Annotated in this window: 24 protein-coding genes; 8 read left to right on the top strand and 16 right to left on the bottom strand. The window is 74.0% G+C overall.

The features are described 5' to 3' along the window. Window positions 1-24: 24 nt before the first annotated feature. From FN207_RS14710 to FN207_RS14675, 8 genes are all read right to left on the bottom strand, one after another. Window positions 25-705 (bottom strand): response regulator, encoded by a 681-nt coding sequence (locus FN207_RS14710; protein WP_142459225.1) that lies wholly within the window; start codon window positions 703-705, stop codon window positions 25-27. Further along, window positions 702-1964: a sensor histidine kinase gene (locus tag FN207_RS14705; protein ID WP_142459224.1), complete on the bottom strand. Its 1263-nt coding sequence runs from the start codon at window positions 1962-1964 to the stop codon at window positions 702-704. Before FN207_RS14705 ends, FN207_RS14710 begins: the two co-directional genes overlap by 4 nt. 28 nt (window positions 1965-1992) lie before the next feature. Further along, the gene (locus FN207_RS14700; RefSeq protein WP_142459223.1) at window positions 1993-2706 is read right to left on the bottom strand and encodes a metal-dependent hydrolase; all 714 of its coding nucleotides are present in this window, start codon (window positions 2704-2706) and stop codon (window positions 1993-1995) included. A 138-nt stretch (window positions 2707-2844) separates the two neighbouring features. Beyond that, window positions 2845-3036: a DUF6104 family protein gene (locus tag FN207_RS14695; protein ID WP_110905470.1), complete on the bottom strand. Its 192-nt coding sequence runs from the start codon at window positions 3034-3036 to the stop codon at window positions 2845-2847. Window positions 3037-3045: 9 nt separating this feature from the next. Then, window positions 3046-6915, bottom strand: a complete 3870-nt coding sequence (locus tag FN207_RS14690) for a multifunctional oxoglutarate decarboxylase/oxoglutarate dehydrogenase thiamine pyrophosphate-binding subunit/dihydrolipoyllysine-residue succinyltransferase subunit (RefSeq protein ID WP_142459222.1) — start codon at window positions 6913-6915, stop codon at window positions 3046-3048. A 116-nt stretch (window positions 6916-7031) separates the two neighbouring features. Continuing rightward, window positions 7032-7850, bottom strand: coding sequence for an ankyrin repeat domain-containing protein (locus FN207_RS14685; protein ID WP_246066064.1), 819 nt, complete (start codon window positions 7848-7850; stop codon window positions 7032-7034). A 49-nt stretch (window positions 7851-7899) separates the two neighbouring features. After that, complete coding sequence (locus FN207_RS14680) at window positions 7900-8667, bottom strand: ABC transporter permease (RefSeq protein WP_142459221.1); 768 nt, start codon at window positions 8665-8667, stop codon at window positions 7900-7902. Beyond that, window positions 8664-9665: an ABC transporter ATP-binding protein gene (locus tag FN207_RS14675; RefSeq protein WP_142459220.1), complete on the bottom strand. Its 1002-nt coding sequence runs from the start codon at window positions 9663-9665 to the stop codon at window positions 8664-8666. The genes FN207_RS14680 and FN207_RS14675 overlap by 4 nt, the downstream gene beginning before the upstream one ends. 189 nt (window positions 9666-9854) lie before the next feature. Here FN207_RS14675 and FN207_RS14670 point away from each other — a divergent pair, with 189 nt between their 5' ends. The 3 genes from FN207_RS14670 (at window position 9855) to FN207_RS14655 (ending at window position 13165) form a co-directional block, all read left to right on the top strand. Further along, window positions 9855-10313, top strand: coding sequence for a universal stress protein (locus FN207_RS14670; protein ID WP_142459219.1), 459 nt, complete (start codon window positions 9855-9857; stop codon window positions 10311-10313). Window positions 10314-10326: 13 nt separating this feature from the next. Further along, window positions 10327-11436 (top strand): adenylate/guanylate cyclase domain-containing protein, encoded by a 1110-nt coding sequence (locus tag FN207_RS14665; protein ID WP_142459218.1) that lies wholly within the window; start codon window positions 10327-10329, stop codon window positions 11434-11436. 85 nt (window positions 11437-11521) lie between these two features. Then, the gene (locus FN207_RS14655) at window positions 11522-13165 is read left to right on the top strand and encodes an ABC-F family ATP-binding cassette domain-containing protein (protein ID WP_142459217.1); all 1644 of its coding nucleotides are present in this window, start codon (window positions 11522-11524) and stop codon (window positions 13163-13165) included. On the opposite strand, the gene FN207_RS14650 is transcribed toward FN207_RS14655, so the two are convergent. Genes FN207_RS14650 through FN207_RS14640 form a run of 3 tightly spaced genes read right to left on the bottom strand, consistent with a single transcriptional unit; the run spans window position 13158 to window position 15164 of the window. Beyond that, window positions 13158-13724 (bottom strand): GNAT family N-acetyltransferase, encoded by a 567-nt coding sequence (locus FN207_RS14650; RefSeq protein WP_246066063.1) that lies wholly within the window; start codon window positions 13722-13724, stop codon window positions 13158-13160. The genes FN207_RS14655 and FN207_RS14650 overlap by 8 nt on opposite strands. 2 nt (window positions 13725-13726) lie before the next feature. After that, window positions 13727-14818 carry a PHA/PHB synthase family protein gene (locus FN207_RS14645; RefSeq protein WP_142459216.1) on the bottom strand — a complete coding sequence of 364 codons (1092 nt, stop codon included), beginning with the start codon at window positions 14816-14818 and terminating at the stop codon, window positions 13727-13729. After that, entirely contained in the window at window positions 14739-15164 is a 426-nt protein-coding gene (locus FN207_RS14640) for a hypothetical protein (RefSeq protein WP_142459215.1), read from the bottom strand. The genes FN207_RS14645 and FN207_RS14640 overlap by 80 nt, the downstream gene beginning before the upstream one ends. Before the next feature lie 122 nt (window positions 15165-15286). Here FN207_RS14640 and FN207_RS14635 point away from each other — a divergent pair, with 122 nt between their 5' ends. Continuing rightward, window positions 15287-16057 carry an SDR family NAD(P)-dependent oxidoreductase gene (locus FN207_RS14635; RefSeq protein ID WP_221888207.1) on the top strand — a complete coding sequence of 257 codons (771 nt, stop codon included), beginning with the start codon at window positions 15287-15289 and terminating at the stop codon, window positions 16055-16057. A 44-nt stretch (window positions 16058-16101) separates the two neighbouring features. On the opposite strand, the gene FN207_RS14630 is transcribed toward FN207_RS14635, so the two are convergent. Continuing rightward, window positions 16102-16995, bottom strand: a complete 894-nt coding sequence (locus tag FN207_RS14630) for an alpha/beta fold hydrolase (protein ID WP_185938347.1) — start codon at window positions 16993-16995, stop codon at window positions 16102-16104. A gap of 148 nt (window positions 16996-17143) precedes the next feature. Between FN207_RS14630 and FN207_RS27315 the strand changes: the two genes are divergently transcribed. Next, window positions 17144-18622 carry an AAA family ATPase gene (locus tag FN207_RS27315; protein ID WP_142459214.1) on the top strand — a complete coding sequence of 493 codons (1479 nt, stop codon included), beginning with the start codon at window positions 17144-17146 and terminating at the stop codon, window positions 18620-18622. Between the two features lie 155 nt (window positions 18623-18777). Beyond that, window positions 18778-20031, top strand: a complete 1254-nt coding sequence (locus FN207_RS14620) for a polysaccharide deacetylase family protein (RefSeq protein ID WP_142459213.1) — start codon at window positions 18778-18780, stop codon at window positions 20029-20031. A 16-nt stretch (window positions 20032-20047) separates the two neighbouring features. Here FN207_RS14620 and FN207_RS14615 read toward each other — a convergent pair whose 3' ends face one another. Continuing rightward, on the bottom strand, window positions 20048-20233 hold the full coding sequence (locus FN207_RS14615) for a hypothetical protein (RefSeq protein ID WP_142459212.1): 186 nt from the start codon (window positions 20231-20233) through the stop codon (window positions 20048-20050). 132 nt (window positions 20234-20365) lie between these two features. Here FN207_RS14615 and FN207_RS14610 point away from each other — a divergent pair, with 132 nt between their 5' ends. Further along, entirely contained in the window at window positions 20366-21232 is an 867-nt protein-coding gene (locus FN207_RS14610) for an alpha/beta fold hydrolase (protein WP_425459851.1), read from the top strand. A 692-nt stretch (window positions 21233-21924) separates the two neighbouring features. On the opposite strand, the gene FN207_RS14605 is transcribed toward FN207_RS14610, so the two are convergent. From FN207_RS14605 to FN207_RS14595, 3 genes are all read right to left on the bottom strand, one after another. Further along, window positions 21925-23016, bottom strand: coding sequence for a hypothetical protein (locus FN207_RS14605; protein ID WP_221888205.1), 1092 nt, complete (start codon window positions 23014-23016; stop codon window positions 21925-21927). A gap of 109 nt (window positions 23017-23125) precedes the next feature. Beyond that, window positions 23126-23725 (bottom strand): RES family NAD+ phosphorylase, encoded by a 600-nt coding sequence (locus FN207_RS14600; RefSeq protein ID WP_142459211.1) that lies wholly within the window; start codon window positions 23723-23725, stop codon window positions 23126-23128. A gap of 3 nt (window positions 23726-23728) precedes the next feature. Beyond that, window positions 23729-24130, bottom strand: coding sequence for a helix-turn-helix domain-containing protein (locus FN207_RS14595; protein WP_142459210.1), 402 nt, complete (start codon window positions 24128-24130; stop codon window positions 23729-23731). Between the two features lie 121 nt (window positions 24131-24251). Between FN207_RS14595 and FN207_RS14590 the strand changes: the two genes are divergently transcribed. Next, entirely contained in the window at window positions 24252-25466 is a 1215-nt protein-coding gene (locus tag FN207_RS14590) for a hypothetical protein (protein WP_142459209.1), read from the top strand. The last annotated feature ends 130 nt before the right edge of the window (window positions 25467-25596 follow it).

The raw sequence follows: 25596 nt of genomic DNA, 5'->3' as shown, positions 1-25596 counted from the left end.
GTCCTGCGGGTGCTACCCGGGTACTCAGGAGCCCGGTGCGACCAGCCCGGTCTCGTACGCCAGTACCACCGCCTGCGCCCGGTCGCGCAGCCCGAGCTTGGTGAGCACCCGGCTCACGTGGGTCTTCACCGTCTGCTCGGCGAGCACCAGGGACGCGGCGATCTCGGTGTTCGACAGCCCCCGGGCCACCAGCCCGAGCACCTCGGCCTCCCGCTCGGTGAGCGCCGCGAGCACCTGCGGCCGGGTGGGGGCCGGGGCCACCGGGCGGGCGGCGACGAAGTCGGCGATCAGCCGGCGGGTGACGGCCGGCGCGAGCAGCGCGTCCCCGGCCGCGACCACGCGGACGGCGTGCAGCAGCTCCGCGGCGGGGGCGTGCTTGAGCAGGAAGCCGCTCGCCCCGGCGCGCAGCGCGTCGTAGACGTAGTCGTCGAGGTCGAAGGTGGTGAGGACCAGCACCCGCGGGTGCGGCCCGTCGCCGGCCAGGAGGGTGCGCGTGGCCTCCAGCCCGTCGAGCACCGGCATCCGCACGTCCATGAGGACGACGTCGGGCGTGCGGCCCGCGGCGACCAGCTCGGCGTGGGTGCGCAGCGCGGCGGCGCCGTCGCCGGCCGTGCCGACCACCTCGATGTCGGGCTGGGCGCCGAGCAGCGCGGCGAAGCCCTCGCGGACCATCTCCTGGTCGTCGACCAGCACCACCCGGATCACCGCGCGACCTCCGCCAGCGGCAGCTCGGCGAGGACCCGGAACCCGGCGTCGGGGGTCGGGCCCGCGGTCAGCCGGCCACCGTGCAGCTCGGCACGCTCGCGCATCCCGGCCAGCCCGGCCCCGGCGCCGGGGGTGCCCGGGGCCCGGCCGGCGCCGTTGACCACCTCGACCCGCAGGACGCCGTCCGCGCGGGCCACCGTCACCCGCACCGGCGCGCCGGGCGCGTGCTGGGCGGCGTTGGACACCGCCTGCTGCACGATCCGGTAGACGGTCAGGCCGAGGATGTCGGGCAGGTCGACGTCCTCGACGGAGACCTCCAGGTCGGTGCCCGCCGCCCGGACACCGGCGAACAGCTCGGCCAGGTCGGCGGTGCCCGGCTGCGGTGCCCGCTCGGCGGACTCGTCCTCGGTGCGCAGCACGCCCAGCAGCCGCTGCAGCTCGGTCAGCGCCGAGCGCGCGGTGCCGGCCACCTCGGCGAGCTCGGTCCCGGCGCGCTCGTCGAGCGGCGCGAGCCGGTAGGGCGCGGTCTCGCAGCGCACGGCGATCAGCGACAGGTGGTGGGCGACGACGTCGTGCATCTCCCGGGCGATCCGGGCCCGCTCGGCCAGCGCGCCGCGGGCGGCCTGCGCCTCCGCCGTCCGGGCCTGCTCGGCCTCCAGCGCGCGGCGGGCGTCCCACCGGGCGCCGAGGCTGCCGCCCACGACCAGCGGTGCCAGGACACCGACGTAGGCGATCGGCAGCGTCAGCCGCAGGTCGACCGGCCAGGGGGTGGTCGCGCCCAGCACGGTCACGAGCACCAGCGAGACGACGGCCACGCCGACGCTGACCCGCCGTGCCGAGGCCCATGCCGCGGCGAGCAGCAGCGGGCACCAGAGCAGCCACTGCCAGCCCTCCAGGACCGGCGCCGGCGCCGGGGGAGGGGGCAGCACGTAGCCGGTGAGGACCAGGCCCAGCAGCGACAGCCGCCAGCCGTCCAGCGGCCGCCGCACCGCGAGGACGAGGCCCAGCAGCAGCGGCGCGGCGCACAGGGGGAACAGACCGCCGCTGAGCCGCTCCTCGCCGGACCCCGAGGTCGTCGTCGCGACGACGAAGGCGTAGACGACGGCCACCAGCAGCAGCGCGCGGTCCCACCGCCGCCGGCGGGGCCGCCACGGGGGCCGGCCGGTGTCGACGGCGGTCCACAGCGCGGCGGCCACCACGCGCGGGAGGGCGCGCAGCAGCGGCAGCCACCAGCGCTGCGCGGAGCGGACGTCGGTCATCGTCCGGGCACGCTAGCGCCGTCGGGCGTCATCCGAGGCTGAGCAGGCCCTGCAGGTAGGGGTCCAGCGCCTCGCGCGCGCCGGTGTTGGCGTAGACGAACCACACCGCGACGCCGAGGAACAGCGGCGCGAGCACCGCCTTCTCCAGCGTGGTCCCGGTGCGCATGGGCGTGAGCGCGATCCGCTTGCGCTTGGCCAGCCACAGCACCGGCAGCGGCACGCCCTGCTTGGTGATCAGGTCCCCGGCGATGTGCGTGAGGACGCCGAGCCCCACCGCGGCCGGCAGCCACATCGGCTGGGGGGAGTGCGCGAGCAGCAGCCAGGCGCCGCCGAAGGACAGCACCAGGTTGCCGACGACGGTGTTCTCCGCGCGGCCGGGGATGACGAAGTGCAGTGCCCGCAGTGCCAGCCCGATCGCCAGCGCCATCACCACGAGGCTCGACCAGAACAGGTTGGCCGCCGCGAGCGCCAGCGCCCCGAAGGCCAGCGGTGCGAGGAGCGCGTCGTGGGTGCCCCAGCGGTGCCCGCCGGCCAGCCGGCCGACCGCCCCGGAGGGGACGTCGGTCACCGGGCCCCACATGTCCGAGACCGTGGAGCCGCTGTGGTCGAGGTCGGGCAGCATGGCGAACCCGCCGGCGGCGGCGACCCAGGCGACCTGGGCGACGGTGCCCTCGACGGGGGCCCAGGGGAGGGTCGCCGCGCCCGCGGCGAGGCCGGAGAGGGCGTGCGAGTGACCGAGCACGTGCGCAGCGTCCCGCCCACCGGGCCGGGAGCGGGGGAGGCGCTCCGGACGGGGGCCGAACGCCGACGGGGGCGCCCCGCGGGACCTGCTGGTCCAGCGGGGCGCCCCCGTTCCGCGCGGTGCCCGGTGCCCGGTCGTTCAGTCCAGGTCGTCGTCGACGTCGTCGGTGCCGCCGCGGGCCAGCCAGGTGGCCAGCCGCTCGATCGGCACCTCGAAGTCGGGGTGCTGGTCGACGAAGGCCTGCAGCTGGTCGGCCAGCCAGGCGAGGGTGACCTGCTCCCCGCCCCGCCGGTCGGCCAGCTCCTCCAGGCCCCGATCAGTGAAGTACACGGGCCACCCTCAGCCGGCGAGGGCCTGGGCGACGAGCTCCTTCTGCTCGACCTCGTGCACCTTGGCCGAGCCGACCGCCGGGCTGGCCGAGGCCTTCCGGCTGACCCGCCGCAGCGTCCGGCCGTCGAGGTGCTCGGGCAGGTTGAGCGCCATGAACGACCAGCCGCCCATGTTCGCCGGCTCCTCCTGCACCCAGACCAGGTCCTCGGCGTTCGGGTACCGGTCGAGGGCGGTGCGGATCTGCTCGGCCGGCAGCGGGTAGAGCTGCTCGACCCGCAGCACGGCGGTGTCGGCGCGGCCCTCGGCCTCCCGCGCGGCGAGCAGGTCGTAGGCGACCTTGCCGCTGCACAGCAGGACCCGGCGCACCGCGGCGTCGTCGAGCGGCTCGCCGCCCACGCCCGGGTCGCCGAGCACCGGGCGGAAGCCCTCGTCGGTGAAGTCCGAGACCGGGCTGACCGCGACCTTCGCCCGCAGCAGCGACTTCGGCGTGAACACGACCAGCGGCCGGTGCACGTCGGAGAGCGCCTGGCGGCGCAGCAGGTGGAAGTAGTTGCCCGGCGTCGAGCAGTTGGCGACGGTGATGTTGTTCTCCGCCGACAGCTGCAGGAACCGCTCGATGCGGCCGCTGGAGTGGTCCGGGCCCTGGCCCTCGAGGCCGTGCGGCAGGAGCAGCACCACGCCCGAGCGCTGGCCCCACTTGGCCTCGCCGGAGGAGATGTACTCGTCGATGACCATCTGCGCGCCGTCGACGAAGTCGCCGAACTGCGCCTCCCAGAGCACCAGCGCCTTCGGGTTGGCCACCGAGTAGCCGTACTCGAAGCCGAGCGCGGCGTACTCGCTGAGCAGCGAGTCGTAGACGAAGAACTTCGCCTGCTCCTCGGACAGGTGGGACAGCGGCGTGTACTCGCCGGCGGTCTCCCGGTCGATGAGCACCGCGTGCCGCTGCACGAAGGTGCCGCGGCGCGAGTCCTGGCCGGCCAGGCGCACCGGCACGCCCTGCATGAGCAGCGAGCCGAAGGCGAGCAGCTCGCCCATCGCCCAGTCGATGCCGCCCTCGCTGACCATCGCCGCGCGCCGCTCGAGCATCCGCTTGAGCTTCGGGTGCGCGGAGAAGTCCTGCGGCAGCGAGACGTGCGCGTCGCCGATCGCCTTCATCACCTCGGCCGAGATGGCGGTGGCGACGGTGGAGACCTGCTGGGCCGGCTGGTCCATCGCCGGCTGCGGCTTCGGCGTCTCGGTGGCGTCGTGGGTCTCGGCGAACGCCCGCTCGAGCTGGCCGCGGTAGTCCTTGAGAGCCTCCTCGGCCTCCTGCAGCGTGATGTCGCCGCGGCCGACCAGCGCCTCGGTGTAGAGCTTCCGGACCGAGCGCTTGCGGTCGATGATGTCGTACATCAGCGGCTGGGTCATCGACGGGTCGTCGCCCTCGTTGTGCCCGCGGCGGCGGTAGCAGACGAGGTCGATGACGACGTCCTTCTTGAACGCCTGCCGGTACTCGACGGCCAGCCGCGCCACCCGCACGCACGCCTCGGGGTCGTCGCCGTTGACGTGGAAGACCGGCGCGTTGACCATCCGCGCGACGTCGGTCGAGTAGAGGCTCGAACGCGCCGCGGCCGGGCTGGTGGTGAAGCCGACCTGGTTGTTGATGACCACGTGCACGGTGCCGCCGGTGCGGTAGCCGCGCAGTTGGGACAGGTTCAGGGTCTCCTGGACGACGCCCTGGCCGGCGAAGGCAGAGTCGCCGTGCAGCAGCACCGGCAGGACGGTGAAGCCGTGCTCGCCCTTGTCGATCATGTCCTGCTTGGCGCGCACGACGCCCTCGAGGACGGGGTTGACCGTCTCCAGGTGCGAGGGGTTGCTGGCCAGCGTGACGTCGATCTGCGCGCCGGAGCGGAAGGGGTTCTCGAACGTGCCCTCGGCGCCGAGGTGGTACTTCACGTCGCCGGAGCCCTGGACGGTGCCGGGGTCGATGTTGCCCTCGAACTCGCCGAAGATCTTGGCGTAGCTCTTGCCGAGCACGTTGGCCAGCACGTTGAGCCGGCCGCGGTGGGCCATGCCGATCGCGACCTCGTCGAGGTCGTGGTCGGTCCCGGCGATGAGGACCTCGTCGAGGATCGGGATGACCGACTCGCCACCCTCGAGGCTGAACCGCTTCTGCCCGACGTACTTGGTCTGCAGGAAGGTCTCGAAGGCCTCGGCGGCGTTGAGCCGGCCCAGGATGTGCTTCTGCTTCTCGCGGTCGGGCTGCTCGGCCTTGACCTCGATGCGCTTCTGGAGCCAGTCGCGCTCCTCGGGGTCGGTGATGTGCATGTACTCCACGCCGACCGTGCGGCAGTAGGAGTTGCGCAGCACGCCCAGGATGTCGCGCAGGGCCATGACCTTCTCGCCGGCGAAGCCGCCCACGGGGAAGGTGCGGTCGAGGTCCCACAGCGTCAGACCGTGCTGGAGGATGTCCAGGTCGGGGTGGCTGCGGACCTTGAACTCGAGCGGGTCGGTGTCGGCCAGCAGGTGGCCGTTGCGCCGGTAGGCCTCGATGACCTCGATGACCCGGGCTTCCTTGTCGATCTCGCCCTCGCGGCTGACCCGCACGTCCGGCATCCAGCGCACCGGCTCGTAGGGGCAGCGCAGCGACCGGAAGACGTCGTCGTAGAAGCCGTCCTCGCCCAGCAGCAGCGCGTGCAGCCGGCGCAGGAAGTCGCCGGACTCGGCGCCCTGGATGATCCGGTGGTCGTAGGTCGAGGTCAGCGTGATGATCTTGGAGATGCCGAGCTCGGTCAGCGCCTCGGGGCTCATCCCCTGGAACTCGGCCGGGTACTCCATGGCCCCGACGCCGATGATCGCGCCCTGCCCGGCGGTCAGCCGCGGCACCGAGTGGACGGTGCCGATGGTGCCGGGGTTGGTGAGGCTGATCGTGGTGCCCTGGAAGTCCTCGAGGGTCAGCTTGCCGGCGCGGGCGCGGCGGATGACGTCCTCGTAGGCGCCCCAGAACTGGGCGAAGTCCATCTGCTCGGCGCCCTTGATCGAGGCGACGACGAGCGAGCGGGAGCCGTCGGACTTGGGCAGGTCGATGGCCAGGCCGAAGTTGACGTGCTCGGGCTGCACGAGGGTCGGCTTGCCGTCGACCTCGGCGAACGCGGCGTTCATGTTCGGGAAGTCGTCGAGCGCCCGGACCAGCGCGTAGCCGATCAGGTGGGTGAACGAGACCTTCCCGCCGCGCGAGCGCTTCAGGTGGTTGTTCAGGACGATGCGGTTGTCGGCCAGCAGCTTGGCCGGCACCGCGCGCACGCTCGTCGCCGTCGGGACGGTGAGCGAGGCGTTCATGTTCTTGACGACGCTCGCCGCGGCACCGCGCAGCGGCGTCCGCTTCGGCCCGTCGGAGGCCCCGGCGGCCGGCGCCGGGGCGGGCTTGGGCGCCGGGGCGGCGGGGGCCTTCTGGTCGGCGCGGTCGGCGGCCCGGTCGACGACGGTCGCCTCGGTGCGCTCGGGCACGCGGGTCGAGCGCGGCGTGGGCTCCGGCGCGCCGGGGGCGACGGCGGGGCTGCTGGGCCGGGTGGCCGAGCCCTCGGCGTCGGCCACGGCCGGGCGCTCGGGGGAGGTGGCGGCGGCCACGGGGGCCGGCGTGGCCTTCGCGGCGGACCCGTTGCCGGCGGTGCCGTCGCCCGCCGGGGCGGCGGCGGGGGCCTGCTCGCGGTCGTCGCTGGCGGCGACCGGGCTGCCCGGCCGGTAGTCGGCGAAGAACTCGTGCCAGGCCTGGTCCACGCTGGACGGGTCGGCGAGGTACTGCTGGTACATCTCCTCGACCAGCCACTCGTTGGTGCCGAAGCCCGCCACCGCGGAGGAGGACGAGGTGGTGGACGGCCGGGATGAGTTGTCGCGTGACACGGGGCGAGTGCCTTCTTCGTCGTCGGTGGACGTCGCTGGACCGGGGTCGGAGTCTACGCCCGTCCGTTTCCCCGGAACCGCGCGGAGCAGGCCGTCCGCGCCCGTGGCCTGCCGGGTCAGTCGGTGGCGCCGGAGGCGACGAGCAGGTCGACCAGCGCGTCGCGCGCGCCCGCCTGACCTGCGTCGCGCCGGTGGCGGGCCGCGGCGACCCGGCCGATGTCGAGGGCGCTCGCGCCGTCGCTGGTGGTGGCGTTGACGTCGGCGCCGGCGGCCACCAGGAGCCGCACCACCTCGGGCGCGTCGCCGCCCGGACCGGCCGCGACGGCCTCGTGCAGCGCGGTGCGGCCGGTGTCGGGGTCCCGGCGGCCGACGGTGGCGCCGGCGTCCAGCAGCACCCGCACCAGGTCCGGCCGGCAGGCCCCGGCCGCGGCGGCCAGCGCCCCGCCGTCGGGGTCGGCGCCGCGGTCGAGCAGCAGGCGCAGCGTGCGCGCGGCACCGCCGGCCGCGGCGACGGTCAGCAGGTCCCAGCCGCCGGCGGCATCGTGCAGCGGCGCGCCGCCGTCGAGCTCGGCGGCGAGCCGGTCGGCGTCGTCGAGGTAGGCGGCGGCCGCCGCGTCGACGTCGGCGCCCAGGCCGGTGAGGACGCCGACGAGGTGCGGGGCGTACTCGACCGCCACGTGCAGCGGTGTCCGGCCCGACCCGGTGCGGGCGCCGGGGTCCGCGCCGGCGTCCACGAGCACGCGGACGACGTCCTCGCGGCCCTGCGCAACGGCGAGGTGCAGGGGCGTCCAGCCGTCGTCCCCGGCGCGCTCGGCGGTGGCGGCCAGCAGACGGGGGCTGTCGGCGACGGCGGCGCGCACGGCGTCGGCGTCGCCGTCGGCCACGAGCCGGCCGAGTCGCGAGGCGGTCATGCGCGTGGGCAGGGGTGTGCTCATGCGGGAGCCTCCCAGGGCGGGGGAGTCGTGCCGGCGTGCCGGCGTGGGCTCAGCCGACGTCGCGGCGGACCGCGAGGAAGGTGCCGAGCAGCGCCGCGAGCAGACCGTAGCCGAGCAGCAGCAGACCGCCCTGCCAGGGCTCCAGGAGGTCCGGCGCCTGGAAGTCCGACGTGATCGCCTGCACCGCCCCGCCGGGCAGCCACTTGTAGGCGCCCTGGATGGCGCCGATCGAGGAGATGATCGGCTCGGCCACGTACAGGTAGACCAGCGCGCCGACGATCGCGCCGACCTGGTTGCGCAGCAGCGCGCCGATGCCCACGCCGATGACGGCGAACACGACGAGCACCAGCCCGGCCGCGCCCAGCGTCCGCAGGTTGTCGGCGTCCAGCGACGGCGCCGCCCCGCGCGCCCCGGCGTAGACCAGCACCACCCCGACGACGACGGCGAGCACGAGCAGCGCGAACGGCACGGCCGCGGCGCCGTAGGCGAGCAGCTTGCCGGCGACCACGCGGCCGCGGCGCGGGGTGGTGAGGAAGGTGGGCGTCGCCGTGCGGTGCCGGTACTCCTGGGTCATCCCGATGATGCCGAGGATCAGGAACAGCACGCTGGCGTTGGCCGCGACGGAGAAGACGACCTCCTCGTACTGCGGCGTGCCCACCGCCGGCAGCCCGGGCTGGCCACCGTCCGGCTCGGCGCCGGCCAGGCCGGTGAACAGCGCGGCGAAGCCGCCGGCCATGAGGCAGGCGCCCAGCAGCAGGCCGATCCAGACGCGGGTGGTGAACAGCTTGGTCCACTCGGCGCGGACGAGCGCGGTCATCGGAGGGCCCCCTCGGCGGTCGCGGCGGTCGCACCCGGGGCAGTCGCGCCCGGCGCGGTCGTGCCCGCGGCGAACTGCTCCTGGCCGGCGGTGAGCCGGAAGTAGAGGTCCTCGAGGCCGGTGGCCTCGGCGCGCAGCTCGTGCAGCTCGATCCCGGCGGCGAACGCGCGGGCGCCGACGTCGGCCGGCGTCGTGCCGGTGGAGGTGACCAGGCCGTCCTCGCTGCGGGTGGCGGCGATGCCGGCCTCGACGAGGACGGCGGCCAGCCGGTCGGCGTCGGGGCTGCGGGCCAGCACGCTGCCGCCGGTGGCGCCCTCGCGCAGCTCGGCGATCGAGCCCTGCCGCACCAGCCGGCCGGCGCCGACGATGACGACGCGGTCGGCGGTCTGCTCGACCTCCGACAGCAGGTGGCTGGAGACCAGGATCGTGCGGCCCTCGTCGTGGGCCAGGTGCCGCAGGAAGCCGCGCAGCCAGAGGATGCCCTCGGGGTCCAGGCCGTTGGCCGGCTCGTCGAGGACCAGCACCGGCGGGTCGCCGAGCAGCGCGGTGGCCAGCGCCAGCCGCTGCCGCATGCCGAGGGAGTAGCCGCCGGCGCGGCGCCGGCCGGCCGCGGTGAGCCCCACGCGGTCGAGCACCTCGTCGGCGCGGGTCACCGGCAGGCCCGCGGCGCGGCAGTACACGCGCAGGTGGTCGCGGCCGGAGCGGGCGGGGTGGAACGCGGTCTCGAGGACCGCGCCGACGGTGCGCACCGGCTCGCGCAGGGCCGCGTAGGGGACGCCGTCGAAGGTCGCGCGGCCGGCGTCGGGGGCGATGAGCCCGAGGACCATCCGCAGGGTCGTGGTCTTGCCCGCGCCGTTGGGGCCCAGGAAGCCGGTCACCGAGCCGGGCTCCACGGTGAAGCCGAGGTCGGAGACCGCCTTCACCGTCCCGAACGTCTTGCTCAGACCGGACACCTCGACCCGCACGGGCCTCGGGTGCCCGGCAGTCGCGCTGGTCATCGGTCCTCCTCGTCCTCGGTCCCCGTGCAGCCGCCATCCTGGCCCACGGCGGCCCGATCACCGAGGGGCGGGCGCGACGGCGCGTCGCCTGTCGCCGCCCGGCAACCCGCCGTCCACCAGCCGTTTCCCCGTACAACCACGGGGTGACCCGCGGCACAGGCCGGCGGTGCGCTCACTACAGTGCGCGCCGTGAGCGCCTATCGGACGGTGGTGGTCGGGACCGACGGCTCGGAGTCCTCGCTGCGGGCGGTCGCGCGGGCCGGTGCCCTCGCCGGCGCCTGCGGGGCGACCCTCGTGGTGGCCTGCGCCCACCTCCCCGCCGAGGTCGACGAGCGGGAGCTGTCGCGGGCCCGGGACGTGCTGCGCGACGAGGCCTACCAGGTGGTCGGCTCGCACCCCGCCGAGGACACCGTCCGGCAGGCGGGGGACGTCGCCCGGGCCGCCGGCGCCGGCGAGGTCCGCACGGTCGCCGTCGTCGGCTCGCCGGTGGAGGCGCTGCTCGACGTCGTCCGCCGCGAGGACGCCGACCTGCTCGTCGTGGGCAACCGCGGGCTCAACAGCGTCAAGGGCCGGCTGCTGGGCTCGGTGCCCGCCGACGCCACGCGCCGCTCGGACTGCGACGTGCTCGTCGTCCACACGACGGGCTGACCCGGGACCCGTCGTGGACCCCGCCGGACCCCAGCCGGGCGACGCCGACCGCGCCGCCGTGCACGATGCGCTCGAGCGGCTGCTGCTCGGCGGGCAGCGCCGGCTGACCCGGCTGGAGGTGGCCGCGGCGGCCGGCATGCCGCCGGAGCGCACGCAGCGGCTGTGGCGCGCGCTGGGCTTCCCCGACGTCGCCGACGACGACCCCGCCTTCACCCTCGCCGACGTCGGGGCGCTGGGCACCCTCTCGGCGCTCATCGACTCCGGCTTCGTCGACCCCGACACCGAGGCCTCGATCGCCCGCGCGACCGGGCAGGCGCTGTCCCGGCTGGCCGACTGGCAGACCGACCTGCTCGCCGACACCCTCGTCCGGCAGGCCCGCGAGCACGGCCCCGACGCCGTCGACCCGGTCGCCGCGGCCGAGGTCCTGCTGCCGCTGCTGGCCCGCACGCAGGACTACGTGTGGCGCCGGCACCTGGCGGCCAACATCGACCGCCTCCTGGGTGCCGGGGAGCCCGGTGACCGCCGCGAGCTCGCCGTCGGCTTCGCCGACCTGGTCGGCTACACCACTCGCTCGCGCGGCATGGCCGGCCGCGAGCTCGGCGCGATGGTCGAGGCGTTCGAGGCGACGGCGACCGAGGTCATCGCCCGCTCGCACGGCCGGGTGGTCAAGACCGTCGGCGACGGCGTGCTGTTCACCGCGGCCTCGGCCGTCGACGCCGTCGAGATCGGGCTGACCCTGCCCGAGGCCTGGGACGCCCCCGACCGGCCGCCGCTGCGGGTGGGCGCGGCCTACGGCACGGTGCTCACCCGGCTCGGCGACGTCTACTCGCCGGTGGTCAACCTGGCCAGCCGGCTGACGTCGGTCGCGCACGCCGGCACGGTGCTGGTCGACCGCGAGCTCGCCCGGCGCCTGCGCGGCGTGCCGGGGTACCGGGTGCGGCCGCTGCGGCGGGTGTCGGTGCGCGGCTACGACCACCTGCAGCCGTGGCTGGTCCGCCGACGGCCCGGGGACGACGAGGACATCGCGCTCGAGGAGATGCTCGACGAGATGGCCGACGAGGTGCTGGCCGCCGAGGACGACCCCGACGACGACCCGCTGGGCGGGAACGCGCGCGACGCCTGACCGTGCCGCGCGCTACCGTGGCCACGTGCTGTGAGCCGGAGACGACGTCGACCGCTGACCGTTCCGTCCTCCCGGGAGCACCTCCATGAGCGCCACCCTCGTCGCGCGCGGCCTGGCCGCCGGCCACGGCGCCCGCGTCCTCTTCTCCGGCCTCGACCTCGTCGTCGCGCCCGGTGACGTCGTCGGCCTGGTCGGCGTCAACGGCGCCGGCAAGTCCACCCTGCTGCGCACGCTGGCCGGCGAGCTGCCCGCCGGCTCCGGCTCGATCACGCTGAGCCCGCCCACGGCGACCGTCGGCGCCCTGCCGCAGGAGCGCGAGCGGCGCGAGGGCGAGACGGTGGCCGCCGCGCTCGCCCGGCGCACCGGCGTGACCGCCGCGCAGGCGGCCCTCGACGCCGCCACCGCCGACCTCACCGAGGGCCGCCCCGGTGCCGACGACGCCTACGCCGAGGCGCTGGAGCGCTGGCTGGCCCTGGGCGGCGCCGACCTCGACGAGCGGCTCGAGCAGGTGCTGGCCGAGGTCGCGCCCGGCGTGGCGCCGGACGCGGCGATGCCCGCGCTGTCCGGCGGGCAGGCGGCGCGGGTCGGGCTGGCCGCGCTGCTGCTGTCCCGCTACGACCTGCTGCTGCTCGACGAGCCCACCAACGACCTCGACCTCACCGGGCTCGAGCAACTGGAGGCCTTCGTCGCCGGCACGCGCAGCGGCATCGTGCTGGTCAGCCACGACCGCGAGTTCCTCGCCCGCACGGTCACCCGCGTCGTCGAGCTCGACCTGGCCCAGCAGCTGGTGCGCGTCGTCGACGGCGGCTACGAGGCCTACCTGGCCGAGCGCGAGGTGGCCCGCCGGCACGCGCGCGAGGAGTACGAGGAGTTCGCCGAGACGAAGGCCGAGCTGGAGGCCCGCGCCCGGATGCAGCGCAACTGGCTGGCCAAGGGCGTCCGGGACGCGGTGAAGAAGCAGAAGGACCCCGACAAGCACATCAAGGCGCACAACCGGTCGACGGCGGAGAAGCAGGGCGCCAAGGCCAAGCAGACCGAGCGGCGGATCGAGCGGCTGGAGGTGGTCGAGGAGCCCCGCAAGGAGTGGGAGCTGCGGATGACCATCGCCGCCGCGCCGCGCGCCGGGGCCGTCGTCGCCACCCTGCGCGACGCCGTCGTGCGGCGCGGGCACTTCACCCTCGGGCCGGTGAGCCTGCAGGTCGACTGGGGCGACCGGCTGGCGATCACCGGGCCGAACGGGTCGGGGAAGACGACGCTGCTCGGCGCGCTGCTGGGCCGGGTGCCGCTGGACGCCGGCGCCGCCTCGCTGGGACCCGCGGTGCGGCTGGGCGAGGTCGACCAGGCCCGCGGGCTGTTCACCGGTGACCGGCGGCTGCTCGACGCCTTCGGCGCGGAGGTGCCCGACTGGCCCACCGCCGAGGTGCGCACGCTGCTGGCCAAGTTCGGCCTGACCGCCGAGCACGTGCTGCGGACCGCGGCCACGCTCTCGCCGGGCGAGCGCACCCGCGCGGCGCTGGCGCTGCTGCAGGCCCGCGGGGTGAACGTGCTGGTCCTCGACGAGCCGACCAACCACCTCGACCTGCCGGCCATCGAGCAGCTGGAGTCGGCGCTGGCGGCCTACCCGGGCACGCTGCTCCTGGTCACCCACGACCGCCGGATGCTCGAGGCGGTGGCCACCACCCGGCGCATCGCCGTCGACGGCGGCCGGGTCACCGAGCTCCTCAGCTGAGGTCCTGGCCGAGTGCCTCGTCGAGGCCGACGGTGGCCATGCCGGCCCAGGTCTCGTCGACGTGGTGGGCCAGCACCATGAGGTCGCGCAGGTTGCCCTCGCGGTCGCGGATGTGGTCGCGCAGCAGCGCCTCCCCGGTGAAGCCCAGGGCGGTGAACAGCGCGAGGGCCGCGCCCTGCTCGGCGACGACCTCCACGACCAGCTTGGTCAGCCCGTCGCCGACCGCCGTCACCAGCGCCTGGCGGGCCAGCTGCCGGCCCAGGCCCGAACCGCGGCTGGCGGGGGAGACGACCAGCCGGACCTCGCCGACGTGCGAGGACCAGCCCGGCAGCGGGCGCACCGCCACGTAGCCGGCGATCTCCGGGGCGTCAGGTGAGCCGTCGAGGGCCACGAACCGGCGTCCCCCGGAGGCGCCCGACGCCCACGACCGGACGACGTCGGGGTCGGTGACCGCCTCCTCGATGAAGGTCAGGTCGCCCTCCGGCAGGCTGCCGAAGAAGCGCAGCAGGGCGTCGCAGTGCGCCGACTCGAGCTCGACGATCTCCACGGTCCGGTCCACGCTCAGTCCTCCCCGACCTCGTCGCTGCGCTTCCGGAGGAAGCCGATGATCTCCGGCACCGTGGTCTTGGCCGCCGTCCGGCCGACGACCAGGCCCATGTGTCCGGCGTGCAGCCGCAGTTCGTGCTTGTCCTCGGACCCGACCAGGTCGATCAGCGCCTCGGTCGCCTCCGGCGGGACGATGTGGTCGCGGTCGGCGCGCACGGTGAGGAACGGCAGCCGGATGTCGGACAGGTGCACGGGGTCACCGCCCACGGAGAGCCGGTCGGTGACCATCGCGTTGTCGCGCACCAGCATCTGCACCGTCTCGCGGGCGGCCGCGCCGGGGAACGGGATGTGGTCGTCGGACCAGCCGGTCATCGCCTGGTAGGCCGACACGTACTCGTCGCTCCAGAGCCGCTCCCACAGCGTCACGTACCGGGTGACGTCGGCGGTGGGGGTGAGCGTCTTGAACCCCTGGACGACGACCCGCGGCGGCACGTTGCCGTCCTCGTCGACGACGTCGTCGACCTCCAGGCCGCTGTTGCGGAAGATGTCCGACATCGGGCCCATCTTCGTGAAGTCCACCGGGGTGGCCAGCACGGTGAGGCTGCGCACCGGGGCGTCGGGGTGGTGCGCGGCGTAGAGCAGGGTCAGGTCGCCGCCGAAGCAGTAGCCGAAGAGGTTCACCTCGTCGGCGCCCGACAGCTCCCGCACCCGGTCGACGGCGGCGGGGATGTAGTCGTCGACGTAGTCCTCGAGCCGGTTCTGCGCGTCCCGCTCGTCGGGCTCGCCCCAGTCGACCATGTAGACGTCGAAGCCGGCGTCGAGCAGTTGCTCGATGAAGCTGTTGCCCGGCGTCAGGTCGAGGATGTAGCTGCGGCTGATCAGGCTGAACACGATGAGCAGCGGCGGCGAGTACTTCACCTTGTCGCTGCGGTAGTGCCACAGCTGGGTGCGGCCGCGCTCCCAGACGACGTCCTTGGGCGTGAGCCCGACGCCGGGCCGGTCGACGCCGGCGACGAGCTTGATGCCGTTACGAGCGCGGAGGGCGTTGCGCTCCACGTCGCGCCGGACGCGGTCGAGGACTGCCTGTGGGCTGGGCACCGTGGGCATCGGGTTCCTCCGAGGTCGCTGTGGTCGGGACGTCGGACGTCAGGGGGCGGCGGCGCTCGTTCTCCAGTTGCACGGTCAGCCGCCGGACCTCGCGGTCGAGCGCGCCGAGCTGGGCGCGCAGCCGGGCGAGGTCGGTCCCCGCAGGCAGGTTGACCAGGTGCCAGGCGCGCGCGGACACGCCGCGGGCGGTGTCCTTGGCGATGTTCTGCGCGCGACGCAGCAGGCCGACCCCGGTGGCGAAGTACGGCGTGCGCACCAGTTCCTCGGCGTGCGGGGTCACCCGCTTCTCGGCGGCGTCGAACGCCTGCCGCCACAGGGGCGTGCCCGGTGGTGTCTGCGCCGTCATCGACGTACCTCCTCCGCGTGGACCGGCCGTCCGCCGGGATCCCCTACCCGCCCGCCCGGTGATCTACCGCGCAACGCCGATACGGTCGCGGGGACGGTTCGGGCACGTGAGAGGAGACCACGGTGGCGGACAGGACGATCCTGGACATGTTCCGGCTCGAGGGGAAGGTCGCGGTCGTCACAGGCGCCTCGTCCGGGTTGGGCGTGGTGTTCGCCCGGGCGCTGGCCGAGGCCGGCGCCGACCTGGCGCTGGGCGCCCGGCGCGAGGACCGGATGGCCGCCACCAGGGAGGCCGTCGAGGCCGCCGGGCGGCGGGCGATCACGGTGCGCACCGACGTCGCGAAGGTCGAGGACTGCCAGGCGCTGGTCGACGCCGCCATGGCCGAGTTCGGCCGGGTCGACGTCCTGGTGAACAACGCCGGCATCGGCACCGCGGCCCCGGCCACCCGCGAGAAGCCCGAGGAGTTCCGGGCGGTCATCGACGTCAACCTCAACGGCTGCTACTGGATGGCCCAGGCCTGCGGGCGGGTCATGAAGCCGGGCAGCTCGATCGTCAACATCTCCAGCGTGCTGGGGCTGACCACCGCCGGGCTGCCGCAGGCCGCCTACGCCGCGAGCAAGGCCGGCCTGATCGGGCTGACCCGCGACCTCGCCCAGCAGTGGACCGGCCGCAAGGGGATCCGCGTCAACGCGCTGGCGCCGGGCTTCTTCGCCTCGGAGATGACCGACCAGTACCCCGAGGGCTACCTCGACGCGCAGATGGGCCGGGTGCTCGTCGGCCGGGCCGGTGACCCGATGGAGCTGGCCGCGGCGCTGGTCTTCCTGGTCAGCGACGCCGGCGGTTACGTCACCGGGACGACGATCCCGGTCGAGGGCGGCATGCTCACCAGCTGACCGCTGCCCGGGCCCCGCGCACTCCGCGCGGGGCCCGGGCGCGTTCAGCGGCCGTCGGCGCGGTCGGCCAGCGCGGCGATCCGGTCGACGAGCTGCGGCCACACCTCGCGCGGCAGATCGTGGCCCATGCCCTCGACGACGAGCAGTTCGGCGCCCGGGATCGCGGCCGCGGTGGCCCGCCCGCCCGAGACGTTCACCAGCGCGTCCTGCTCGCCGTGCACGACCAGCGTCGGGACGGCCACCTTCCCCAGGTCGGCGGTGCGGTCGGGGCTGGCCAGGATCGCGGCGAGCTGGCGGGCGACGCCGGCGGGGTTGTACCGGCGGTCGTAGGAGAGCCCGGCGCGCTCGCGGAGGCTCGCCTCGTCGAACTCGAAGCCGGGGGAGCCGATCACCCGGTAGGTGTCGATGGCCCGCTGCACGGCCGAGTCGCGGTCGGTGGCCGGCGGGGCGAGCAGGACGCCGATCGCCGCCTCCGCGGGCGCGCCGACCGCCGGGTCGCCCGTCGTCGACATGATCGAGGTCAGGCTGCGCACCTTCTCCGGGTGCCGGATCGCCAGCAGCTGGGCGATCATCCCGCCCATCGAGGCGCCCACCACGTGGGCGCTCCCGATGCCGAGGGCGTCGAGCAGGCCGGCGGTGTCGTCGGCCATCTCGGGCAGGCGGTAGGCGACGCCCGAGTGGTCGCCGCCCATCACGGCGAGCACGTCGGGCGCGCCGGCGTCGTCGAGGTGGGTGGACAGGCCGATGTCGCGGTTGTCGAAGCGGACGACGAAGTGGCCGCGGTCGGCCAGCATGCGGCAGAACTCGTCGGGCCAGCCGATCATCTGCGTGGCCAGGCCCATGACCAGCAGCAGCGGCGTGTCCTCCGCCGAGCCGAAGGTCTCGTAGGCCAGCTCGACGTCCCCGGCGCGGGTGGTCTGCACCCCGGTGGTCTCCATGCCCGCACGCTAGTTCGGCTCTCCGCCGGCCACCGAGGCGCCCGTCACGGGACCGGCCCGCACGAGCACCCGGGACCGGTTCGTGGGTGCAGCCGGTGCCGCTAGGCTCCGCCGCCACGTGCGGGCGGACGGGGAGCGGGGGAGTGCCGTGGCGGCCGAGGCAGCGGAGCCGGAGGTCCGGGAGTTCGCGGCGGGGCTGCGCGCCCTGCTCGACTGGCTGCACGTCCCAGGGCAGGGGGCGCGCAACGACGTCGTCGCGCTGGTGCGGGAGGTACTCGGCCCCGAGGGCCGCGAGCAGTCGGTGGTGGGCCGCGACCTGCCGCCCTTCGAGCACGTCAACCTGCAGACCGCCCTCGACGCGTGGAGCGCGGCGCCGGGGCGCACCGTGGAAGTCCGCGGCGTCGCCCTCCCGCCGCACTACGGCGGCATCGACCTGCAGCAGCTGATGACCGGCGAGGCGCTGCCCCCGGTGCGGTTGAGCGCCCCCGCGGTGGCCGACCTGCCCAACGGCCCGGGGTCGACGCTGGCCTGCCTGCGCCTCGCGCTGCTGCTGGTCACCGACGACGACGGCCGCTACGTGGTCCTCGTGCAGGGGCCGGGCGAGCACCGGGAGACCCTCGGCGTGGAGGTGGCCGGGCTGCCGGTGCACCGGGCGCAGGCCGTCCTGGCCGAGCTCGACCGGCTGCGGCGGGAGCTCAACGTGTACCGCGGCCGGCTCGTCGAGGTCACCCCGACGCCGATGGGCGGCGTCGCGCTGGTCTTCCTCGACCCGCCGGACCTCGCCCGCGACGACGTCGTGCTGCCCGCGGCCGTGCTCGAGCGCGTCGAGCGGCACGCCCTCGGGGTGGCCGAGCACCGGGCGGGCCTGCGCGCCGCCGGGCAGCACCTCAAGCGCGGGCTGCTGCTCTACGGGCCGCCGGGGACCGGCAAGACGCACACCGTCCGCTACCTCCTGGGCCGGATGGGCGACTACACCCGCCTGCTGCTCACCGGCCGCTCGCTGGGCCTGGTCGGCTCCGTCGCCGACCTCGCGCGCGACCTGCAGCCGGCCGTGGTGGTGCTCGAGGACGTCGACCTCGTCGCCGCCGACCGCTCCTTCGGCCCCGGCGGCAGCCCGGTGCTGTTCGACCTGCTCGACGCCATGGACGGCGCGGCGCCCGACGCCGATCTGCTCTTCGTCCTCACCACCAACCGCGCCGACCTGCTCGAGCCGGCGCTGGCCGCGCGGCCCGGCCGCATCGACGTCGCCGTGGAGGTCGACCTGCCCGACGCCGCGGCCCGCCGCGAGCTGTTGCGGCTCTACGGCCGCGACGTGCCGCTGCGCCTGACCGACGACGACGTGACGCGGGCCGTGGAGCGCACCGACGGCGTGACGGCGTCGTTCCTCAAGGAGCTGCTGCGCCGGGCCGTCCTCGAGTCACTGCACGAGCAGGACCCGGTCGTCGCCGTCACCGGCGCGCACCTCGACCGCGCCCTCGACGACCTGCTCGACAGCGCCCAGCAGATCACCCGCACCCTGCTCGGCGTGGGCGCCGAGGACGTCGTCGCGTCGGGCGACGGGGCGCAGCCCGGCCTCGCGCCGGCCGTGCACCCCTCCGGTGGCTGGCGCCCCCACCGGCTGCGCTGACCAGGGCTCCCGCGCGTCGTCGTTCCCGGGTGCACGGACGGGTTCCGGTATGCCCGGGGTGACCGCTACCGTCCGTCGGGCCGCCGGGACGGCCGGTGGCGCGGGCACGGGGGCTGTGTGTTGGGGGACCTCGTGGGCGCTGCTGGTGATGTCCTGTGTCAGAACTGAGCCGACGGGCGCTGCTCGGCTGGGCGGGGGCCTCCGTGCTCGCCGCCGCCGGGTGTGGCGTCGCCGACCGTTCGTTCACGACGGCTGCGGCGGTGACGGCCGCGCCCGCGACGACCTCGTCCGTACCGCCTCCTGAGCCCCCTCCGCCGCCGGCACCCGCGGTGCGGCTGATCGGTGACGGCTCGACGGCCGACACCGGCCTGCAGCCCCACCAGCCCGTCCCGCAGCGGCTGCTCCCCGGGCAGCGCCCGCCCCAGTTCGTGGTCTTCTCGTGGGACGGCGCGGCGAACCTGTCCACCGGTCAGTTCCCCCGGTTCCGGACGCTGGCCCAGGAGCTCGGCGCGTCGATGACCTTCTTCTTCACCGGTCTGTACGCGCTGCCGGAGGACCAGCGGATGCAGTACGCCCCGCCGCGGCACCCGGTCGGCGCCTCCGACATCGGCTTCCTGTCGACGCAGGAGGTGCTCGACACCGTGGCGGAGGTCCGCCTCGCCTGGCTGGACGGGCACGAGATCGGCACCCACTTCAACGGCCACTTCTGCGGCGAGAACGGGGTCCGGCTCTGGTCGCCGGAGGACTGGACCAGCGAGATCGCCCAGGCGACGCGGTTCGTGCAGACCTGGAAGACGACCACCGGCCGCAGCGACCTGCCGCCGCTGCCCTTCGACTACGACGTCGAGCTGATCGGGGGCCGCACCCCGTGCCTCGAGGGCCAGGACGGCCTGCTGCCCGCCGCCGCCGCGCTGGGGTGGCGGTACGACGCCAGTTCACCGGGCGGCCGGCAGGTCTGGCCCGCGAAGAAGCTCGGCCTGTGGGACTTCCCGCTGCCGTCGGTGCCCTTCCCGACGACCGACCCCGGCGTCAGCGCCAGCGTGCTCGCCATGGACTACAACCTCATGTACAAGCAGACCCAGGGCGACACGTCCGGCGATCCGGCGATGTACGGCACCTGGCGAGCGCAGGCCCGCGACGCCTACCTGGCCGGGTTCGAACGGGCCTACACCACCAACCGGGCACCGCTGTTCGTCGGCAACCACTTCGAGCAGTGGAACGGCGGGATCTACATGGACGCCGTGGAGGACGCCCTGCGGGCCATCGCCGGGCAGCCCGAGGTGCAGCTGGTGTCCTTCCGTCAGCTGGTGGCGTGGCTGGACGTGCAGGACCCCGCCGTCCTCGACCGGCTCCGGACCCTGCCGGTGGGTACGCCCCCGGCCGCCGGCTGGGAGTCCTTCCTGGCCTGATCCCGCCCGGCCGCGGTCAGCGCTGCCGGGGCCGGCGGAGGGTCCGCACGCCGAGGACCACCGCGCCGAGGGCCAGCAGGACCCCCAGGCCCTGCAGGCCCGGTGAGTCGTCGGCCTCCCCGAGCACGACGCCGGCGATCCCGAGGGCGACCACGACGAGGACCGCGAGGACGACGACAGCGGACCGGATGGCAGGAGTCATACACCGAGTATCGGTACATCCCTATCGAATATCAATAGGCGCCACCCCGGCGGCGCGCGTCCCGGGGAGGACGCGGAGCACGGTCGGCGATGAGTTCCGCGGGCCGGTGGGGTCTGCACGACCATGACCATGGTGATCGCCACCCGCATGCTCGACACGCCTGAGGCATCGCTGGCCTACGACGTCCGCGGTCCCCTGCCGACGGCGGACGGACGGCCGCCGCTGTTCCTCATCGGGGCACCGATGGACGCCAGCGGCTTCGGCACGCTCGCGGGGCACTTCACCGACCGCACCCTGGTCACCTACGACCCGCGCGGCCTGGGCCGCAGCACGCGGACCGACGGGCGGACCACGCACACGCCGCAGCAGCACGCCGACGACGTCCACCGCATCATCGAGGCGGTCGGGGGGCCGGTGGAGATGTTCGCCAGCAGCGGGGGAGCGGTCACGGCGCTGGCCCTGGTCGCCGCGCATCCGGACGACGTGACGACGCTCGTCGCCCACGAACCCCCGCTGCTGCCCGTCCTCCCTGACGCCGAGCGTGCGATCGCCGCCACCCGCGCGGTGCAGGCGGTCTACGAGGCCAAGGGCTGGGGACACGGCATGGCGGCCTTCATCGCGCTCAGCTCCTGGCAGGGCGAGTTCACCGACGACTTCTCGGTCACCACCGCCCCGGACCCGGCGGCCTTCGGGCTCCCGGCCGAGGACGACGGTTCGCGCGGCGATCCTCTGCTGTCGCACGACTCCGACGCGATCACCGCCTTCCGGCCCGACGTCCCAGCCCTGAGGGCGGCACCGAGCCGGATCGTCGTTGCTGCCGGCATCGAGTCGCAGGACACCCTGACCTGGCGCACCGCGGTCGCGACCGCCCAGGAGCTGGGCCAGGAGATCACCGTCTTCCCGAGCGACCACGGTGGGTTCCTCGGCGGCGAGTTCGGCCAGCACGGCCGGCCGGAGGCGTTCGCCGCACGGCTGCGCCAGGTCCTCGACGCGCGCTGACGCGTTCGCTCAACGCTCCGGCAGCTCGACGGGCCCGGTCAGGTGGCTGCACGGCTGCGGCCGACCGCCGGCAGACTCCCGGCTCCCAGCTGAGGCTCTCCCCGTGAAGGGGAGGCGGCGCCACCGGCTGGACGAGGCGGCCGAGCGCATGGCGGTCGCGCGCGCCGCTGCTGTGCCCGGGTGTTGCCCGAGGCCCTCTCCCTGTATGCAGAGAGTGCTGGCCCGCGGGGCTCGTTGCCGCGCTGACCAGCACTCTCAGGTTGTGCCCCCGGCAGGATTCGAACCTGCGCACCCGCCTCCGGAGGGCCCTCCCAGTCAGCGCGATTGATTTTGGCAGGCGCTGAATACGCAGGTCAGCCTGTTAGTAGCACGATGGTCAGCGTTGGTAGGTGTCGCCTCCGTACGGACCTGTTGTGTACCGGGTGTGTACCGGTCGGACGGTCGAAGTACTCAGGCTGCAACTGCACTCGGGATCATGGGCAGCCTGCTGTGTGCGACGACGGCAGGCAGTCCTCCCCCATCGAGGTCCGCAGCGTCACGGGCCGCAGCCGGGGCCGGTGCGGGTCCAGTAGCGGTACAGGACAGCTCTCGGCCGCGTAGCAGCGGTGCTGGCCGTGCGGGGTGGTGAGTCCGAATCCGTGAGGGCATCTGGGACGGTAGTAGCGGCATGTCGGAAGGTCTCGACGGTCGGCTCACCAGGGGGGCGTTGATTCGACTTCCCCTCCCGCGCCAAAAAGGCTGACCGGCACTGTGTTCTCGTCGATGGTCGTCCATGGGCCGGCGGCGGCCACACGGTAGTCCAGGTCGGACGCGCGGTGACGCCAACGAGTCCACTGGTCGTCGTCACGGAGGCCGACACCTGAGCAGAGCAGCACCGCGTCGAAGGCTGCGCCGACGGCGTCGGACACCGCCTGCGCATCGTCAACTGCGGTGAAGGTGAAGCCGACGTGCCATGGGTTGTCGGCGAGCAGGTGGACCAGCAGTGGCTGGATGTCGGCCACCGCGCTGTCGTGCCACAGGCGGCGCAGGTCGATGGTGCGTTCACGCATGTAGAAGTCGGCGTGCCACAGCAGGCCAGGGGCGTCGGCCAGGTCCTGGGGCCACCTGGCGCAGGGGCGCTTGCTAATCCCGATGCGTAGGCGGGTCTCGTATTGGCGCTGGGCGTGAGCGATGAGCCGCTGCGCGGTGGGATGTCGGCGTCGGACCCATCCGGTGGTGACTGGGTCGGCATGCTCCGATGGGTCGGGGACCTGCCGTCGGTTGTAGGAGGCGTAGCTGATGAATCTGCCGCGCTCGAGGTCGCGCAGGGTCTGCTCCAGCCGGCCCAGGTCGTCGCGATGGGCAGACCGGACGTGACCGATTCGGTGACGGATGCGGGCCAGCTCAATCTGCCGCCCTGCCCAGGCCTGTCGCTCGATGAGCGCGTATCCGCACTGGTCCCAGTGATCGTCGATTAAGGACACGAGCTGGCGGTAGTCCAGGTAGGCGAGGGGATTGTCGGTGTCGGCGCTGCTCATGTGAGTGAAGGCGGCGTCTTGGGCTTGTCGCCCGGTGGCGGTCTTCAGTGCGTCGATCCAGGAGACGCCGCGTAGGGCGCGCAGTTCGACATAGGCCAAGTCGCGCAGCCAGGTCTCCAGCTGCCACCAACGCGCGTACAGCTCCAGGGACCGTCTGGGCATGCCGGCGCCGACGGCTGCATGCAGGGCGTCGTGGATTGGCTGATCAGTTGCCGGCGGAGGGCCATGGCGCGGGATCTCGCGCGTGGGGGTGGGGTTAGAGGACATCGGTCAGGCTGAATTCGTCGGGCGGGCAGCTGTCACTCGTTCGACGGGCGGCGGCCCCGCGCTGCGGCACCGAGCCGCCACCCGCCGTGGTCGTTCCGTCCTGACCTGGCTAGATCTCATCGCGGACAACCCGCAGGCGAGGTGCCTGCGGCCGCCGGGGATCGGCGGGCAGCTGGGTCCACAGCTGGTCGTCGGTGCTGCGGACGGGCCGTTCGTGGTCGGGAAGCCGGTCCATGAACAGCACCAGGGTTTCACCGGCCTGGGTCGCCGAGGGCGCTAGGATGCCATGGCGTCCCAGCTGATGAGCCACCTGGGCGACCTCCTGGCAGCGGGCGTAGGCCTCCCGGTCGTGGGTCGCCGACGTCAGGTCGGGCATGGTCAAGCCGGTGTGCATCCGGCCGACTGCCGTACGCAGGTCGACGATGTCGGTGACCGACACTGACGCGGTCACCAGCACCCGGGGCGCCAGCGCCGTGGTCGGCAGCTCGTCGAGGACGGGATCGACCAGGTGCCGGTAAGCCTCGATGATCACCGAGTCGGTGGGCCGCCCCAGATAGAGCACGGCAAAGCCGTGACTGGTCCCCCACCTGCCGTGACCGCGCCGCCCCTCCAATGCCTGCTCGGAGAAGCGTGCGGAGACGTGGCGCTGCCAGGTGCCGGACACCGAGGTCAGGGGTGCTGCGGCGACTTGAGCGGCCATGGACGCCATCGGCTACATCGCTCCCGAGATGCGTTCGGCCTCTTCCAGGACCTCGTCGAGGTGACCTGCCACGATCAGGTCGATGGGGCGTTGCTTGTCGAGGTTGCGGTTGCGTGAGTGCAACCAGATACCGATCCCCTCCTCGGTGTAGGCAGACTTCAGCTGCTCGATGAGATAGCCGAGATCCAGCAGCCGGGTGACCTTCGCCCCCTTCGGCGTGGCCTCACCCTTCGCCCAGTTCTGTACCGTGCGCACGCTGGCACCGACGGCCTCTCCCAGCTCGGCCTGGGTGATGCCCGAGCCGGTGACGACCTCCACGATGCGCGGATAGGTCAGTGAGTTGCCAGCCCGACCGGTTCCTTCAGCGGCAGTTCCTCCTCTCAGGCCCCGATCGGTACGGGTCGCCCTGCTCATGCATGTCTCCCCTCCGTTGTGAACATTGCACACGCTACAGCGCCGCGAACTGCAGGCACAGTTGCGTACCCAACTTCGCGTCGTGTTACCGTTTCGATGCGGGGAGAGACGGAGGATTGTGATGGCTGACCTCTTGGCGCGGTTCGGCGCAGGGGATGTGGCGCTGCTCGAGCGCCTGATGGGGCCTGCTGCCCGCGAAGGTGCAGCGGTCGCGCCGGACCGAGTGGTGCTCGACGCTCCGGTGGCTGCCGCCCAGCCGCGCTACGTGGAGCTGACCCGGCACGCGGGCGTGCCGCTGCTCATCGACCCACAGACCCACTACCTGCAGGACGTCCAGCACGTCGGGGACCCCTGGGCGCGGCTGCCCTACGCCAGCGCCTCCGCACACACTCCGGCCGACCTGACTTCGCCGGCGCGGCAAGACGAATTGGTGGCCGGCTGCCTGGAGTACCAGCTTGAGCATGGCGCCAGCGCGCTGCTGCCGCCCTATGTCCACATCGAGCGAGACGACGACGGGTGGATCGAGGTGCAGACCGCCCTGTGGCGGCGCACCCGCCGCTACCTCGACCGGCACCACCTCGTCCTGCCCGTGGTCGCCGTCACCGCGGTCGGATGGCGGCTGCTGGACCGTACGCGATGGCCCGGCGGGATCGACCGGCTGGCTGCCGTCCTCGACGATCTGGGTGCCGACGAGATCGCTCTCGCGGCTTCCAGGGTCGACCAGGGTGCCCGGCCCGACGACCGCCTGGTCGGCCTGGTCGCGACCGTCCGGCGTCTGCGCGGCCAGGCGCCCGTACTGGCCTGGCAGCAGGGTCTGCTCGGTGAGGCCGCGGTCGCCGCCGGAGCCGCCGGGTACGAGACCGGCATCGGCTGGCGGGAGCGCTGCGACCTGCGCACCGCCGCAGCCGCCCACCGCCGCCCACCGGTCGATGGCGCCCGCTTCGGAGCACGCCCGGTCTACATCCCCGCGCTCGGCCGCAGCATCCCCAAGAGCACGCTGCAAACCCTGCTGGGCACCCGGCTTTCGGCGCAGCTGCTCTGCATGGACCACCGGTGCTGCCCCGAGGGCCCGGCATCCCTACTCAGCGACGCAAGAGGGCACGCCCTGACCAGCCGAGCCCGCTCCCTCCATACCCTCGACCGGATCTCCCGACACGCCTGGCGCTGGCATCACCTGGCCGACACGAACACTGAAGCGCTTCAGCTGGCCGAGCGCATCAACACCCTGGCATCGCGCCGCCCTGACATCACCAGGGTCAACACCAACGCCCTGCGGGCCGTTCAAGTCGTCGCCGACAACCGCCGTCAGACGCTAGGCCGCCGTCGCGCCGCGTGACGACGCTTAGCGCATCACTCCGCGGGGCGCAGCGACCCGTCGAAGCGACGTGGTCGTCGACAGTTGGCGGTGCATCCGCGGATCTGACGGACCGCAAGGCCGTCAGGTGTCTCCGATCAGCGCCCCGGAT

The sequence above is a fragment of the Geodermatophilus aquaeductus genome (genome assembly GCF_900182545.1).
In the GTDB taxonomy this organism is placed as follows: domain Bacteria; phylum Actinomycetota; class Actinomycetes; order Mycobacteriales; family Geodermatophilaceae; genus Geodermatophilus; species Geodermatophilus aquaeductus.
The sequence above is the reverse complement of the archived record's forward strand: the minus strand, read 5'-3'. Positions and strand labels throughout refer to the sequence as shown.

Coding starts and splice junctions, on each gene's coding strand:
- FN207_RS14640 (WP_142459215.1), bottom strand. CDS start 15,164: ATGACGGCGCAGACACCACCGGGCACGCCCCTGTGGCGGCAGGCGTTC.
- FN207_RS14645 (WP_142459216.1), bottom strand. CDS start 14,818: ATGCCCACGGTGCCCAGCCCACAGGCAGTCCTCGACCGCGTCCGGCGC.
- FN207_RS14680 (WP_142459221.1), bottom strand. CDS start 8,667: ATGACCGCGCTCGTCCGCGCCGAGTGGACCAAGCTGTTCACCACCCGC.
- FN207_RS14685 (WP_246066064.1), bottom strand. CDS start 7,850: ATGAGCACACCCCTGCCCACGCGCATGACCGCCTCGCGACTCGGCCGG.
- FN207_RS14590 (WP_142459209.1), top strand. CDS start 24,252: ATGGCTGACCTCTTGGCGCGGTTCGGCGCAGGGGATGTGGCGCTGCTC.
- FN207_RS14600 (WP_142459211.1), bottom strand. CDS start 23,725: ATGGCGTCCATGGCCGCTCAAGTCGCCGCAGCACCCCTGACCTCGGTG.
- FN207_RS14655 (WP_142459217.1), top strand. CDS start 11,522: ATGAGCGCCACCCTCGTCGCGCGCGGCCTGGCCGCCGGCCACGGCGCC.
- FN207_RS14705 (WP_142459224.1), bottom strand. CDS start 1,964: ATGACCGACGTCCGCTCCGCGCAGCGCTGGTGGCTGCCGCTGCTGCGC.
- FN207_RS14630 (WP_185938347.1), bottom strand. CDS start 16,995: ATGGAGACCACCGGGGTGCAGACCACCCGCGCCGGGGACGTCGAGCTG.
- FN207_RS14675 (WP_142459220.1), bottom strand. CDS start 9,665: ATGACCAGCGCGACTGCCGGGCACCCGAGGCCCGTGCGGGTCGAGGTG.
- FN207_RS14605 (WP_221888205.1), bottom strand. CDS start 23,016: ATGTCCTCTAACCCCACCCCCACGCGCGAGATCCCGCGCCATGGCCCT.
- FN207_RS14615 (WP_142459212.1), bottom strand. CDS start 20,233: ATGACTCCTGCCATCCGGTCCGCTGTCGTCGTCCTCGCGGTCCTCGTC.
- FN207_RS14595 (WP_142459210.1), bottom strand. CDS start 24,130: ATGAGCAGGGCGACCCGTACCGATCGGGGCCTGAGAGGAGGAACTGCC.